Origin of the sequence: Gardnerella leopoldii (assembly GCF_003293675.1) — a bacterium.
GTDB classification, from domain to species: Bacteria; Actinomycetota; Actinomycetes; order Actinomycetales; family Bifidobacteriaceae; genus Bifidobacterium; species Bifidobacterium leopoldii.
In genome coordinates this window covers 1304407-1320466 of sequence record NZ_CP029984.1, presented here as the reverse complement: position 1 = coordinate 1320466, position 16060 = coordinate 1304407, and the positions used below count along the sequence as shown (strand labels likewise).

Annotated in this window: 10 protein-coding genes (1 of these 10 cut by a window edge); 5 read left to right on the top strand and 5 right to left on the bottom strand. The window is 40.9% G+C overall.

The window, feature by feature from the left end:
- Both DOD25_RS06520 and DOD25_RS05280 read right to left on the bottom strand, forming a co-directional pair.
- On the bottom strand, positions 1–2028 hold the 5' portion of the coding sequence (locus DOD25_RS06520; RefSeq protein WP_162720541.1) for a Rib/alpha-like domain-containing protein. Its footprint begins 39 nt before the window's first position; only the first 2028 of its 2067 coding nucleotides appear in the window; the start codon lies at positions 2026–2028; the stop codon falls past the left edge of the window.
- Between the two features lie 345 nt (positions 2029–2373).
- On the bottom strand, positions 2374–3552 hold the full coding sequence (locus DOD25_RS05280) for a lipase family protein (protein ID WP_004119768.1): 1179 nt from the start codon (positions 3550–3552) through the stop codon (positions 2374–2376).
- Between the two features lie 352 nt (positions 3553–3904).
- On the opposite strand from DOD25_RS05280, the gene ahpC reads away from it, so the two are divergent.
- The 3 genes from ahpC to DOD25_RS05265 all read left to right on the top strand — a co-directional run bounded on the left by ahpC (position 3905) and on the right by DOD25_RS05265 (position 7212).
- Positions 3905–4468: an alkyl hydroperoxide reductase subunit C gene (ahpC, locus tag DOD25_RS05275; RefSeq protein WP_032842454.1), complete on the top strand. Its 564-nt coding sequence runs from the start codon at positions 3905–3907 to the stop codon at positions 4466–4468.
- A gap of 126 nt (positions 4469–4594) precedes the next feature.
- Positions 4595–6268, top strand: coding sequence for an alkyl hydroperoxide reductase subunit F (gene ahpF / locus DOD25_RS05270; protein WP_101892168.1), 1674 nt, complete (start codon positions 4595–4597; stop codon positions 6266–6268).
- A 41-nt stretch (positions 6269–6309) separates the two neighbouring features.
- Positions 6310–7212 carry a LysR substrate-binding domain-containing protein gene (locus DOD25_RS05265; RefSeq protein ID WP_004106155.1) on the top strand — a complete coding sequence of 301 codons (903 nt, stop codon included), beginning with the start codon at positions 6310–6312 and terminating at the stop codon, positions 7210–7212.
- Between the two features lie 163 nt (positions 7213–7375).
- On the opposite strand, the gene trpB is transcribed toward DOD25_RS05265, so the two are convergent.
- The 3 genes from trpB to DOD25_RS05245 all read right to left on the bottom strand — a co-directional run bounded on the left by trpB (position 7376) and on the right by DOD25_RS05245 (position 13013).
- Positions 7376–8569 (bottom strand): tryptophan synthase subunit beta, encoded by a 1194-nt coding sequence (gene trpB, locus DOD25_RS05260; RefSeq protein WP_004106157.1) that lies wholly within the window; start codon positions 8567–8569, stop codon positions 7376–7378.
- 572 nt (positions 8570–9141) lie between these two features.
- The gene (gene dcd / locus DOD25_RS05250) at positions 9142–9723 is read right to left on the bottom strand and encodes a dCTP deaminase (protein ID WP_064340247.1); all 582 of its coding nucleotides are present in this window, start codon (positions 9721–9723) and stop codon (positions 9142–9144) included.
- Between the two features lie 299 nt (positions 9724–10022).
- A complete protein-coding gene (locus DOD25_RS05245) occupies positions 10023–13013 on the bottom strand; it encodes a cation-translocating P-type ATPase (protein ID WP_112928826.1) in 2991 nt (996 codons plus the stop codon).
- A 228-nt stretch (positions 13014–13241) separates the two neighbouring features.
- On the opposite strand from DOD25_RS05245, the gene rlmB reads away from it, so the two are divergent.
- On the top strand, positions 13242–14240 hold the full coding sequence (gene rlmB / locus DOD25_RS05235) for a 23S rRNA (guanosine(2251)-2'-O)-methyltransferase RlmB (protein ID WP_004106172.1): 999 nt from the start codon (positions 13242–13244) through the stop codon (positions 14238–14240).
- The gene (locus DOD25_RS05230; RefSeq protein ID WP_112928825.1) at positions 14237–16000 is read left to right on the top strand and encodes an ABC transporter ATP-binding protein; all 1764 of its coding nucleotides are present in this window, start codon (positions 14237–14239) and stop codon (positions 15998–16000) included. The genes rlmB and DOD25_RS05230 overlap by 4 nt, the downstream gene beginning before the upstream one ends.
- Positions 16001–16060: the final 60 nt, after the last annotated feature.

Sequence of the window (16060 nt, the reverse complement as noted above, 5' to 3'; positions counted from 1 at the left end):
GAGTTTTTTAGCTGGGTTTAGTGGTGTTGCTGGAATGATTTCTACAACGTGAGCTTTAAGAGTTACTTTCTGTTTTGCTTTGTTTGCAAAGGTTATTTCTACGATAAATGTTGTTTCTCCAGTGTTTGTTGTGTTTGGTTGTTTTACAACTTGTACTGTGCTGTTTTCTGGTAAGTTTTTTAAGTATGGTTTGAAGTCGAAATTATCGGGGATTTTATTGTCTTTTTTGACTTCTATTTTCTTGCCAGGTTCAGCAGTAACATTTGGAATCGGAGTAATGGTTTTGCCTGGTATGAGTTTTTTAGCTGGGTTTAGTGGTGTTGCTGGAATGATTTCTACAACGTGAGCTTTAAGAGTTACTTTCTGTTTTGCTTTGTTTGCAAAGGTTATTTCTACGATAAATGTTGTTTCTCCAGTGTTTGTTGTGTTTGGTTGTTTTACAACTTGTACTGTGCTGTTTTCTGGTAAGTTTTTTAAGTATGGTTTGAAGTCGAAATTATCGGGGATTTTATTGTCTTTTTTGACTTCTATTTTCTTGCCAGGTTCAGCAGTAACATTTGGAAGTTCCTCGATATTAGCCAATCGCTTATGAATAATTATTGGAACTATAATAGTTTTTACTGAATTATCAGATAATGCAAGTAATATTTTACCTTCGTATTTTCCACTTTTAGAAGTGTTAATAGAAGTTTTATCTGTAATATCTGTAATGGTAGATCCTTGCGGTCTGTCTGATGCATTAAGAAGATAATCTGTTACTTTTGGTAACTTATCGTTTTCAAAAATGTCTATGTTTTCAATTTTAGGTTCGAAAGATTGTTCGTCAGTTTTAATAACTGGTTCGTTAACTAATCCGTCGAGTGCAGCAATTTTGCGACCGGTTCCTTCAATTTTATTGCGTTCGCCAACTGTGAATCCTTCGAAACTATCCATTCTAGGCTCAAAGTAACTACGAGATCCGTGACCTTCTCCAGATCTTCCTATGCTTATTGCGCCGTTAAGGTTTCCTATTGGTCCTATTACTTTATCATTATCAACCTTGTAATGAACAGCATAACCCTCTTTTGTTAATTGATCGCCAAAATCAGATGTTTCCCAAAGCCATTTGTTGAATATATTACCTTTGATCCTCGGAGCGTTAAAAGTATAGGCCTTTGTAATCCATTGGTAATTTTTTTGTTTAGCGTAAATTAAAGCACGTTGAGATAAATAACCTCCGAGAGAATGCCCTGTTATATATAAATTAGTAGCAAGTTTTTCTCTATTGATTTTATCCATCACATTGTTTACATCTAAAGCTTGGCTCGGGTTTAATCCAATTGCTAGTTTAATGTCATTAGTAAAATCTCCGCCGCTTTCAGTTCCTCGGATTGCAAGAACTTGCACGCCGTTTTGCTCAATAAATGGGTATGCAGGATTTACATTTTCAAAAAGAATAGCATCAAATCCGCTTCCAAAGTGGTATGTTTCTTTGACTTTCCAGAATGGCGCAAGCTCGTTATGCATAAGCTTGTATTCGTTGCGATTTTTGTAAATTTTAGTGAGTGGTCTTGAGTAGTCAAGTACTTCTTTGACGTAACTGTCTTCCCTATACACAAGCTCCATAAAAAGCGCCATATCGCGAGGGCTAATATCCCACCTGCGAGGATTGTTATCGTTTTTGTCATCTAACCCGTCGCCGTCGGTGTCCTTAATAAGTGGATGCGAATTATATCCGTAATATGTGCGTCCGTTTTTTACGTAAGTGTAAAGCTCTTCGCTGTTCTTCAGACCGTCGCCATCGCTATCTTGATCTGGATCTAGCGCGGCTTTATGGTAAAGCAAAGAATCAATCTGATTATTTTCCAAACGAATTCGACCAGTAGAAATGTCGTGAGCAGTTTGTGCAGTCAAAGGAGTGTGAATTGGTGATGTTTCTTCTGCAACTGCGGTTGTTGCTAACGAAGGTACGTAAATCAGAGATGAAACAATCAAACCAAAAGCTAATACAATTCCACTAATTGTGTGAATGGTACTTACTTTTCTCATACTGCTATTCCTTACTTTTTGTACAGACTTCTACTTTATTTTGAAAATATTTTTGCGAGCAGCACAACAGATTTAGCTCAACGTGTTGATTTTATCAGATTTAACAACTTCATAAAATTGTATCTAGTTGAATCAGATAATTTTAATAAGTACCAAAAGTTAATACTTAAGCTTATGCGGTGTAATAGGAAAGAATTTCATTAGATTAATTGATATAGGAAAAGCGCTGAGCTACTTGGGATATTAATGAATCATCGGTAAATCAGCGCTTAGCTTATTGTTAATAAATTACACGAGGTAGCTATCTATTGCTGGTGCTAATTAGCAATCCTTAATTAGCAGTAATTAGAACGTGCGAACATCGTAGAAGTTGTTAAGTTCTTCCATCCAACGTCCAGTGCCAGAAATATCTCCTCTAGTACCTACGGTGAAACCTGGGAAATTGTTCATACGAGCCTCAAGATAGCTTCGAGAGCTATGTCCTTGCGCAGAATTGCCGACGCTTATAGCTCCAGCAAAATTGCCAACAGAACGAATAACCTTGTCGTTGTCTACTTTGTAATGAACAGCGTAACCTTCTCGAGTGAGCTTATTGCCAGTATTGGCGACGGTACGTAACCAACGGTTGAAAATATTTCCCCAAATTTGTGGTGAATTGAATGTGTAAATTTTCTTAATCCAGTTGTAGCCTTTGCCTTTAGCACGAATTAAAGCACGCTGTGCAAGATACCCTCCGAGGGAATGTCCGGTAATATACAAATTGCTAACAGTATTTTCGCGACCATAACGCTCAATCAACTGCTCAACATCTTTAGCTTGATCTGGGTTATGACCTACAGCTATTGCAAAATCATCATCGTAATCATTAAATTGGGAAGTTCCACGAATTGCTAGTACTTGAACAGTGCCTTGTTCTAAGAATGGGTATGGACTTACATTTTCAAACAAAACAGCATCAAATCCTCCCCTCTTGTGGTAGGTTTCTTTAACTTTCCAGAATGGTGCAAGCTCGTTGTGCATAAGGCGGTACTCATTGCGATTTTTGTAAATGTCGTGAAGCGGTTTAGTGTAATCGAGTACCTTATTTATGTAATTATCATCTCGATAAGAAAGTTCAGAGAATAAAGCCATATCGCGAGGACTAATATCCCACCTGCGAGGATTGCTGTCTTGATTATCTGGAATACCATCGCCGTCGGTATCGTTCATCATAGGGTGAGAATTGTACCCATAATAAGTCTTACCGTCTTTAGTGTAAGTGTAAATTTCCTGACTATTAGTTAAGCCGTCACCATCTAAATCAGCTTGCGGATCAAGAGGCTTCTTGTGATATAAAGACATATCCAAAGCCCCAGGTAAATCTAAGCCTATAGTTCCATTTGCGATTTGTTTAGCTGTTTCAGCAGTAAGTGGAGTTTTTGCATAATTATCTGCGGTTGTTGCCATTGCTGGCATTGCGAAAGCAGATAGGCTCAAGAGCATGCATAGGCTAGTTAGGAACCCTGTTACTGCATTGCGTTTCATAGTATCCTCCCATATTTTGTTTAGTTTTGTAGTCAACAAATGTATAGGACGACTGTTTACGATTTGTAGCACCTCTTTGTTAACTACGTGCGTTATATAAATTAATCGAAATTTATTTTGCCGCCACAATTGCTATTCTACACAATTCGTCAATTGTATAGTCTACATAAACAAAAGTCCATACTTCTAAATAAATGTTGTTGCTCCTTTTTGTTTACTAAAATCATTGACGATGTGTATAAGAGCCATAGAAAACATCTATATAACTAGAATTATCAATAGCCATAATCTATTCTTAATAATGAAAATAAAAGCGCAACGAAGGCGCAAATGACCTATTTAGGAGAATGATATGAGTTTAATGAACACACATATTCTTCCATTCAAAGTAAATGGTTATAAGAATGGCGAATTTGTTGAAGTAAACGATACTGATGTTCTTGGCAAATGGGCAATTTTCTTCTTCTATCCAGCTGATTTTTCATTCGTATGCCCAACTGAATTGGAAGATCTTGCAAACCACTATGAGGAATTGCAAAAGCTAGGCGTTGAAGTTTACTCAGTCTCTACGGATACACATTTTGTACACAAAGCATGGCATGACGATTCTGAAGCAATTGCAAAAGTAAAGTACACTATGTTGGGTGATCCTTCTGGAGCTCTTTCGCGTAATTTTGACGCTTGGAATCAAGAATCCGGTTTAGCTCACCGTGCTACGTTCCTCGTAGATCCGCAAGGTATGATTCAGTTCTTTGAGATGACCGCAGACGGAATTGGTCGTAACGCCGACGAGCTCCTTCGTAAAGTTAAAGCAGCACAGTATATTGCAGCGCACCCAGGCGAAGTTTGCCCAGCAAAATGGGAGCAGGGCGAAGAAACCTTGGAACCTTCTATCGATTTAGTCGGCAAAATCTGATTTTTGCAATTAAATATTAAAGAATCTTTTTAAAGAATATTCTCAATGCGTAGGGAGCTACGTTCATAGTTTCCTACGCATTCGCTTATTTTTACTTGTGACTAAAATTACCGAAGGAAGTAAATTATGTCTTTGTTGAATGCGTCATTAACTGCTCAGCTTTCAGAATTACTAAAAAAGATGGTATCTAAAATAGAAATCGTTTCTTACGTTGATAATTCTGAAACATCTCAAAAAGTTAAATCCTTACTAGAAGAAGTATCTCAACAAAGTGACAAAATTAGTATTTCTGAAGTAAATAATAATAAAATTAGCAATGTAAAGCGTAAGCCAAGCTTTGAATTGCGTAGAAAACTAGATAATCCAGTAAATGGAGAATCCACTGTATCGATTAGTTTTGCGGGATTGCCTTTAGGGCACGAATTCAGCTCTTTAGTACTAGCACTTCTACAAGTAAGTGGCTATGCGCCAAAAATTAGTGATGAGCAACGCGATGCAATACTAAAGCTTGGTTCACACAATGTGACAACATACATGTCGGTAACTTGCCTGAATTGCCCAGAAGTTGTGCAATCGCTTAATACCATTTCTATTATTAACCCTAAAGTTCAGCATACTGTAGTTGAAGGTAGCGCTTTCCGCGAAGAAGTAGATAAACTTGGTGTAATGAGCGTGCCAGCAGTTTTTGAAAATGGCAAACTTATTTCCTCCGGACGAGCAGGAATTGACGAACTTGTATCTGTGCTTGCATCACAAGAAAAATCTGTTGAGCAGGATGAGGATGGCAATAATGGTAATAGCGTTTCTTCGGCAAATGTTGCGCTCGCAGAAAAAATGAATTCGCAAAATCCATACGATATTGTTATTATTGGCGGCGGTCCTGCTGCTTCTGCTGCCGCAATTTACACTGCTCGCAAGGGCTTGCGTACGGCTATGATTATGGATCATCGTGGCGGCCAGGTTGTAGAAACTGAAAGTATTGAAAATCATATTTCACAAACTCATACGACTGGTTCTCAACTAGCAGCAGATTTAACTAAGCATATTTCTCAATACGATATTGACGTATTTACTCCTGATTGGGCAGACTCGCTCGATTTATCTAAGGAACCATATGGGTTACATACTATTCATGCGCGTTCTGGCGGATCTTTGAAAGCGCGTGCAGTGATTATTGCAACTGGCGCGACTTGGCGTACGTTGGGCGTTCCTGGAGAAGATGAGTATAGGAATAGAGGCGTATCATTCTGTCCTCATTGCGACGGTCCACTTTTCAAAGATAAGAATGTTGTCGTTGTTGGCGGTGGAAATTCTGGTGTTGAAGCTGCTATTGATTTAGCAGGAGTTGCAAAACACGTTACTGTGATTGAGTTCATGGATGTGCTTAAAGCGGATCAAGTATTGCTTAATGCTTTGCATAAATTACCTAACACTGAAGTTATTACAAGTGCTGCAGTAAGCAGTATTGAAGGTAGTGGTAGTAAAGTTACTGCAATACGTTACATAGATCGCAATAAAGCAGACAATGATGAAAACGAAGAACATATTGTTGAAACCGATGGGGTTTTTGTGCAAATTGGTTTAGCTCCGAATACTCGTTGGCTTGCAAATAATATTTCTCTTAATAATCGAGGAGAAATTATTACGAATCGCGCTGGATGCACTGATACTCCGGGTGTTTTTGCTGCTGGAGATTGTTCAGACGAACCGTATAAGCAGATCGTTACAGCGTATGGTTCTGGAGCCAATGCTGCGTTATCTGCATTTGACTATCTTATCCGCAACCCGCAAAATAAATAATTTATAAAATTTATTATGCAATAAACAATGGGAGGCGTCTTATGAATATTAGAGCGTTAGAATATCTAATAGCTTTTGCACAAGAAGGAAGCTTTACCAAGGCGGCTGTTCGTATGCGCGTCTCTCAGCCTACTCTTTCAACGCAAATTAAAAAACTTGAAGAGACTTTAGACGTAGAACTTATTGAGCGCACTCCCGGGAAACAAATCTTAACTCCTGCTGGGAGGGAAGTGGTTTATTACGCTAAACGTATTCAGGCAGATATGTCACGTATTCGACAAGCTGCAAGACGTTCAGAAGATCCATGGTCATCTACAGTGGTTTTGGGTGTGTTCCCAACGTTAGGACCATACTTACTTCCAAGAATTATGCCTGCACTCAGGCGTTTAAAACCAAAACTTACTATTCGTTTTATAGAAGAAAAATCAGCGAAACTTATTGATTTGCTAGATAGTGGTCAAGTCGACGCAGTTATATTAAGCGAAAGTTTGAATGCGCCTTCAATAAAAGTGTGTCATGTTTTTGACGAAGATTTTCTTCTTGCGGCTTCTACAAATTCTTTGCTAGGCCACGAGAGTAAACCAATTGAACTTTCAGATTTGTCTACTCAGAAAGTGCTTTTATTAGAAGATGGGCACTGTATGCGTAGAAGCATGCTCGATGTATGCCAAAAAGTAGGTGCGAAACAATCAGAATTTAGGGCAACGTCGTTAGAAACTTTGCGATATATGGTTATAGGTAGCAAAGATGTGACATTATTGCCGCGTCTTGCAACTGTACCTCCAATTGTGCAACCAATTGGTTTGACGTTGCGTGAGTTTAAGAATCCTAAACCTTATCGATCGTTATATTTGAATTGGCGTGCAGCTTCTCCAGTAGACAAAATTATGGAAGAATTGTGCAAAATAATTAGTTCAGCATGTTCTGATTTGCATAAAAAATAAGTAGGATATTCTGTTTAAAAATGAAAATAGGCACTTCTGTTTGCTAAGTTAGCTACAGAAGTGCCGTATTCTTCTTCTCTTACTTTTCTTTTATTCTCACTTTATTTTGAGAGTTACTGCCTCGTTTTATTTGCCTCGTTTTATTTGTTGCTAAATTAATGATTTATAATTCAATGCCAAGATAGCGTGCTACTTGATTCACATCCTTATCTCCACGGCCGGAAACTGTTACTAAAACAATGTCATCCTTACTCATCTTTGGAACCATCTTCATAGCTTGTGCTATTGCGTGTGAGCTTTCCAAAGCTGGGATGATTCCTTCGACTCTAGAAAGTGCGCGGAAAGCTTGAACTGCTTCATCATCAGTGATCGCGTAGTATTCTGCGCGACCAGAATCCTTTAAATATGAATGTTCTGGGCCGACTCCAGGATAATCTAATCCTGCAGAAATAGAGTAGGCTGGAAGCTCGTTACCGTCATCATCCATAAGAACATAAGTTTTCATGCCGTCCGTAATGCCAATTTTTCCATTCGTCATAGTAGCAGCATTTTGAGGAGTATCAGCACCTTTACCTGCGCCTTCAGCACCAATCAATCGTACAGACGGATCATCAATATATGCTGCAAAAGAACCAATTGCATTAGAACCGCCACCAATGCAAGCAATTACAGCATTCGGTAATCTGCCTTCTTTTTCTAGGATCTGCCTTCTTGACTCTTTGCTAATAACGCTTTGAAAATCGCGAACCATTTGTGGATAAGGGTAAGGTCCCACTGCGGAACCAACGATGTAGAAGGTATCATCCAAGTGCTGTGCATAATCCATAAATGCTGCAGTTACAGCATCTTTTAAAGTTTTTGTGCCCTCTTGAACAGCATGAACTTTTGCACCGAGCAAAGTCATTCTAAAAACGTTAAGTTTTTGGCGTTCGCAATCAAGTGCGCCCATAAAAATTTCGCATTCCATGCCGAATCGTGCTGCTGCAGCAGCAGTGGCAACGCCATGCTGACCGGCTCCGGTTTCAGCGATAATGCGCTTTTTACCCATGCGCTGAGCGAGTAAAATTTGTCCGAGAACATTATTCATTTTGTGAGCGCCGAGATGGTTTAAATCTTCGCGCTTTAAATATACTTTTGCGCCGCCTAAATATTTTGTGAAAGATTCAGCATAGTATAAAGGTGTTTCGCGACCGTCGTAATCTTTTAATAATCCCGCCAATTCATTGCGGAACTCTGGATCGTCTTTGTATTGTAAGTAAGCTGCTGCTACTGCGTCGAGTGCTGGACGAATCATATCTGGTACGTACTGTCCGCCAAATTCACCGTAATACATGTTTTGTTCAACTGCGTTTACCATAATTTTGCCCTTCTTGTGAGTGCCGAGGAAATCGGCATTAGGTTTGTTATTTGTTGTGTTGATTATTTTGTAATTTTGAAGGGCGTGTGCTCAGATAATAAAAAAGCTGGATGGCAGCTTATATGCCATTCAGCTCAAATAATGTTGATGATGAATCCGGCATAGCCCCGTTGATTTGTTTAAAATCAGCAAGCCCACACCGATATGTGAACTCGCTTTTAACTACGCCAGCTGCGCCAGAAACGAGTATTCATGTTCATCAACCTCCAATCTTGTTGCACAAGTTTAGCCGTAGCTGTGACAATGTCAACCTTTTAGTGTTAATTCGGCGTTTCGTGCGGAAAAAATTTAACCCCGGCGTCTATGCGCCGGGGAAATAAAGGAGAGAAGAAAAGAATAATTTTTTTAGGTGCTTTGCACCTGTCTTTTTGTCGACAATATTATATAACCACACTATTCTGAGCAGAACAGTAACGCTAACTGATAATTACCTGAGAATTATCTACTTTTCTTCTAAATCTTGCTATTTTAGGAATTAATTTTCTAAAAACGGAATCATTTTTCTAAAAATACTATTCGCTTAAATCAGCACGATAGAAATGTTCATACGAACGTGACGGAGTTGGACCGCGCTGACCTTGATAGTGTGATCCGTTAACAGCTGAACCGTATGGGTTTTTACATGGTGAGCTTAACTGGAAGAAGCACATTTGACCAATCTTCATGCCAGGCCAAAGTTTAACTGGCAAAGTGCTAACGTTTGAAAGCTCCAAAGTAATATGACCTTCGAAACCTGGATCAATGAAGCCAGCTGTGGAATGTGTCAAAATGCCAAGACGACCAAGCGAGCTTTTGCCTTCCAAACGTGCAGCAATAGTAGCGTCAAGTTTTACATACTCCCACGTAGCGCCGAGTGCGAACTCTCCAGGATGAAGAATCCATGGCTCGTCAGGAGCTACCTCGAACTGTTCTGTAAGTTCTCCCTGATTTTCTGCAGGATCAACATACGTGTAAGCATGATTGTTAAATAATCGGAAGAAACGGTCGAGGCGCACGTCAATTGACGCTGGCTGTACCATTTCCGGGGTCCACGGGGTCAAATCAATGTGACCCTCATCATGAGCTTTGAGAATGTCGCGATCAGACAACAGCATGACGTCAAATCTCCTTGCAATAAAGCTTATACATCAGCAACTTCATTGTTCGCACGAAATATTTATTGCTATTTTGCGCGAAAAATACAATACGCACAATTGTAGCGCGTGCCGCGGTCTGTGATTATGATGCAAGCTATTTCCTGAAAACAAATAAATATTCATGAGCAATCAGCAAAAAATTTTATAGAAAATAAAAACACAAAACGCGGCACAGAGACGTAGGTTATGTAAGAAAACTACGTACTGTACCGCGTATTTATAAATCAGCTGATATTTTTTAGCTAATTGCTTGCTTTTTAAGCAACTGCAGTTAAGGATTTAGCCGCTTTACGCTTAGCAAGAAAACGCAAGAAGCACTTTCTAAGTTCGGAAGCAATTAACACGACCATTGAAAGACCGAGGCACTCGAACCATTCCGTTACGCTCAAAGGAACAGTGCCAAATGGCTCATTCAAGAACGGTATGTAAATTACAGCCAACTGGAGCACAACAGAAACTGCTATAGCACCCCAAAGCCAACGATTTGCAAATAAGCCTACAAATACGCTTTGTGAGTCTGAACGAGATGCTAACGCATTCAGCATTTGCGCAAACACAAGAATTGTGAAGCCCATTGTGCGAGCGTGAGTAAGCTGAGCAGCGTGATCCATAATTCCAACAGAACGGTCCGTAAAGAATCCACCTGCCAAATGCATATCCATACCGATTAACGTAATAGCAGCCATGATTATGCCGATAAATACAATATCTCCCCACATTCGTCGGTCAATAACGCTATCGGTAAGCTTTCGAGGCTTTCGATCCATTACGTCGTCAGTTTGCGGATCAACGCCCATCGCGAGTGCAGGAGCTGCATCCGTAAGCAAGTTAATCCACAAAAGCTGAGTTGCAAGCAAAGGCAAAGTTACGCCAACAGAGTTTGGCTGTGTAATTCCCAGTGCGCCAGCGAAAACAACGCCGCCGAAAACAGTACAGACTTCGCCAACGTTAGAACTGAGCAAGTATCGCAAGAATTTACGAATATTGTCGAAAATTCCGCGACCTTCGCGCACTGCTGCAACAATTGTAGAGAAGTTATCGTCAGCCAAAATCATCTTGGCAGACTCTTTAGTTACTTCTGTACCAGTAATGCCCATAGCAACGCCAATATCGGCAGACTTTACGGCTGGAGCATCGTTTACGCCGTCACCAGTCATAGCAACAATGTTTCCTTGACGTTGAAGCGAAGAAACGATAGCTAACTTGTGCTCAGGGGCTACTCGCGCGTACACGCTAGTTTTACTGATAGCTTCATCAAAAGCAATATTATCGTCGTTGCGTGAAAGCAATTCGTCAAGTTCGTCGCCTGTAAGCGCATGCTCATCTTTTCCAATAATTCCAAGATCTCGAGCAATACGCGTAGCCGTAAGAGGATGGTCGCCTGTAATCATAACAGTGCGGATTCCAGCGCGATGAGCTTGAGCTACACTATCTCGAACTTCAATTCGCGGAGGATCAATAATTCCAACCATACCATTCCAAATCAAATCAGATTCTAGTACGTCACTTTGTTCCGCAACGTCCGCGATTTGACCTGCAGCGTTAGAAACCATGCCATCAACTTTTGAAAGACTATCGACTCCAAGCGGCCTATAAGCCATTCCAAGCGTGCGGTAGGCTTCTCCAGAAAGACGTTCAACAGTTGCTAAAATATCTTCGCGATCGCCGTCAGTAAGCGGACGCACGGCACCAGCTACTGCAATACGCGTGCAATAAGAAAGCAGCACGTCCGGAGCGCCCTTAGCGCAAACAATCAGATTTCCAGAATCCGAACCATCTTTAACAACAACAGACATACGTTTGCGTTCAGAAGTAAAAGGTACTTCCGCAACTCGAGTCAAATGAGCGTAACGTTTGTCTGCCTTTGTTTTACGCGCTGCTACTACTAGCGAAACTTCTGTAGGGTCTCCCACAGGCTGCCAACTTTTAGTAGTTTCGTCATAGTGTAAATCGCCGTCGTTAGCTAAACATCCGGAGCCTAACGCGCCTAATACTTCTGTAGCAAGATTTTGCGGCACTGCTAAGTCAGCATCTACAGAACCAATTAATATCATGCGACCTTCAGGCTTGTAACCGCTTCCTGTAAGCTGAACTTCGCCGCTAGGTGTTATTACGCGCTCAACAGTCATCTCGTTTCGAGTTAAAGTACCTGTTTTATCGGAGCAAATAACAGAAGCAGAACCAAGTGTTTCCACGGATGAAAGCTTTTTTACAACAGCATGATGCTTCACCATTCGTTGCACGCCAAGCGCAAGAACTACTGTCAAAATCGCAGCTAAACCTTCTGGAACAGCAGCAACAGCTAGGGAAACAGAAAGCAGCAGAGAATCAATAATATCTTGAATACTGTGGAAGCCTTCAATCAGCCACATGGAAGCAAGAACAACAGCCGCAATAATGCACACCGCAATTCCAAGAACTTTAGAAACGTGTACCATTTCTTTCTCGAGAGGTGTTGCTTCGTCATCTGATTTTGAAAGCATATCCGCGATTTTGCCAACTTGTGTGCGCATGCCTGTAGAGGTGACTACAGCGCGACCGGTTCCTTGTGTAACAGCAGTTCCGTTGAAAACCATATTTGTACGATCGCCTAAAGCTTTTGCAGACGAAAGTGTGTTTGGGCGTTTGCTTACTGCTACAGATTCGCCTGTAAGGCTTGCTTCTGCTACGCGTAAGGAGGCTGCTGCTATAAGTCGACCGTCTGCAGACACGGCATCGCCTTCGCCAAGCACTAAAATATCGCCTGGCACAACTTCTGCAGTATTAATGCGCACCACGCTACCATCGCGCAAAACTGAAGTTTGCGGAGCGCTCATTCTAGCTAAAGCTTCGACTGCTTCTTCTGCTCGCGACTCTTGAATGTAGCCAAGAACTGCGTTTGCAATCAAAATAATGATAATTACGATTGAATCAAACGGCAGAATCTCCCCACCGCTGTTTCCTTTATGTTGTGCGCGCTCAACAAACCACGCGATTGCAGAAATAATAGTTGCTGCAATAAGCAAGTAAACGAGCGGATCTTTAAATTGATCAAGGAATCGTTTCCATGCTGGAATTTTAGGAGCAGCAGCAAGCGCATTCGGACCGAATTGATCAAGTCTTTTTGTGGCTTCCTCAGAGCTTAAACCGCATGAAATATCTACGTTAAGCGATTTAGCTACTTGTTGAACATCACACAATGATGGATCTTTGCTATTAGCTGAAGCGTCAGCCGTTTTATTGGATTGATCAAGAGCGTGATCAACCATATCTTCCCCCTTGGGAGTGCCGCGGAGTAGTCAATAATCGCAATGCTAACGCTATTTTTAGCGCTTCGTATTGTAACTATTGCGCGGTTGTGGAATATTGCAATAGTTTGCAACAATTAAGTACCGTTCTATTATGCCATACAACGCGCCGAGCTTAGAATCAGCAAATTTTGCCGACTCCAGAAAGCCATTAATAGCAATGCCTCGGGGGCATGTGAGAATAGGAGTATGACTACGAAAAAAGGACCGACCAAGGGGTCGGGTGGAAAACATCGCAATGCTTTACGCGGAAAAGGGCCTACTCCGAAGGCTGAAGATCGCGTGTATCACAAAGCTTATTTTGCTAAGAAGGCTGCTATTAAGCGCACGTTTGCGGATCCTCGTTTGGCTGCGCGTCGTCGCGTGGATAAGCTTGGTAGCGATTCAGACGAGTTGGTAATTGGTCGCAATGCTGCTTTAGAGGCTTTAAGAGTTGGAGTTCCAAGCACGCAATTGTATGTAGCTAATCGCATTGAGCACGATGATCGCACGCGCGAAATCGTGAAGTTAGCAGGCATGCAAGGTTTGCGTTTGCTTGAAGCGGATCGCCTTGAAATGGATCGTATTGCACATAGCACGAATCATCAGGGCATTATTTTGAAAGTTCAGCCTTACCAGTATCACTCTTTGCAAGAGTTGGTTGAACGCGCTGAAAAGAAGGCGCGCGCAATGGAAGCTGCTGATTCAGATTCTGCTCGCATTAATGCTCGACCATTGTTTATTGCTTTGGACGGCGTTACAGATCCTCAAAATTTGGGTGCTGTTATTCGTTCTGCAGCGGCTTTTGGTGCTAATGGCGTAATTTTACCTGAGCGCAGAAGTGCTTCCGTAACTGCTGCCGCTTGGAAAGTTTCTGCCGGTGCTGCAGCTCATTTGCCGGTTGCTCGAGTTGTGAATTTAAATAAGGCAATTCAAAGTTTGCGCGAGCGCGGATGGTATGCAATTGGTCTTGATGGCGGAGGCGATAAGCTTGTTGGAGAAACTGGTTTTGAAACTGACCCGTTAGTTGTTGTGCTCGGTTCCGAAGGCAAGGGTATGAGTCGCCTTACACGAGAAGCGTGCGATGCTATTGCTGGAATCCCAATTTCTAGCGCGGTTGAATCTCTTAACGCTTCTGTTGCAGCAGGCATTAGTTTGTACGCTGTTGCTAACGCTCGTCGTTTGGCTGCGAAAACAGAACAACTATGAGCGAAAATACTACTGTGAATACGAATGCAGTTATTACAGATGCAACTGCAACTACGGATACGACTAAAACTTTAAATATTCCAAATAAACTATGGTCCGTAAAACATGCGCGCGCGATTATTTTTATTGCGTACATGGCTGTTGTTGTAGTAGTGATGTGCTTCCATGAGCCTTGGTTCGATGAAGCTCAAAGTTGGCTTATTGCACGCGATTCTTCGTTTGCTGATTTGTTAACTCTTCGCCCACATTATGAAGGCCATCCACCGCTTTGGACTTTGCTTCTTTCAATCCCTGCAAAAACAGGAGTGCCATACGAGATAGGTCTTAAAGGAGTGCAGCTTTTATGTACTGCGCTTTTGGGTGGCTGGCTTATTTTCCGCGCGCCTTTTAGTAAATTGGCTGTATTTTTGCTTCCATTTACGTATTTTTTGTGCTTCCAATATGGCGTTACCTCGCGTCCATATGCTCTTCTTTGCGCGGCTTTGTTTATGGTTGCACATTATTGGAAACAATCTGATTCTAAACCTTCTGATACTTGGAAACTCGCTTTAAGTCTTGTACTTTTATGTGCAATCAGCGCGTACGGTATTGCTTTATCGGCAGGTTTTGCTTTAGCTTGGATTTGGCGAGCTGCAAAATCTGCAGGAATTAAAAAAGCTTTTGCTGAAATATTCTCTAACATTAACAGATTAGTAAGCTGGATAATTCTTGCTTTAGTTGGAATTGCAAGCATTATTTGCATTTGGCCTGCTGCTAATGCTTTTGCATCACGTGAAACATTCGACGGAAATTCTCCTCTTACGCAATTCTTGTCGTTTATTTTCGTTATGCCATCAGAAAGTATGTTTACCCAATTTGCCGGCGATGTCTCTTTACGCAGACTTACACTAAGCGTACCGTCCGCGATTATTTGCGTTATTATTTCGATTTTAATATGGGCTTTCGCCGTAAGAATTGCTTATCGAAGGGGCATGCTTGTTTCTTTGATACTCCCTTACTTGACTTTTGCAGTAGTTGCTACGCAGTATTTCACTTTGCACCACGCAGGAATCGTTTTTGCATTCTTCGTAGCTCAACTTTGGATGTGCATTGCGCGTAAGTCACTGGAATCTAAAGATATGCCGACGATTATTTTTAGGTTATTCAAAGTTGTAAATAAAAATACAAATAAAGCTGAAAATAGCAACAGTAGATCTGCAAGTAAATCTGTTGGAAACAAAGTTATTGCTGGCATTATTACTGTTGTTTTATTGTCCCCAAGCTTGATTTGGAACGCGTATTCTTGCGTTAACGATATTCGATTCGACTATTCAGGTTCGCGCGCACTTGCGCAATTTATTAAGCAAAATCATGCTGAAAACATGCGATTCGTAACGTCTTGGCTGCATCAAGACGAAAAGACCGATAAACAAGGTAATGTTATTGTTCCTGAATTTGAAGATATTCATCAATATTCGTGGCAGCTTATTACAGCAAATCCTTATTTCTCAAAGAATCTTATTGATTGCAGCTATAAGAATAGCTCGTTTATTACAAATGAGCAGCCATCTCAAGAACAGGCATCAAATGAAATGGATGCTTGCAAAGCAAAGAAAGAACCTAAATTCTTTGTCACAGAATCAGATAAGCCTTGGTATTATTTTGTGTATTTAAACTACAATATTGACCATTATACTGAGCGTACTATTGCTAAAACAAAATCATCTTGGAAAGCAGGGACCTCAGAAGGAAGAATTATTGTATACGAGCGTAAAAAATAATTAGCGCATTTATATAAATACATTTAAATATATTTAATTACATTATGAAAATGCCCCTGC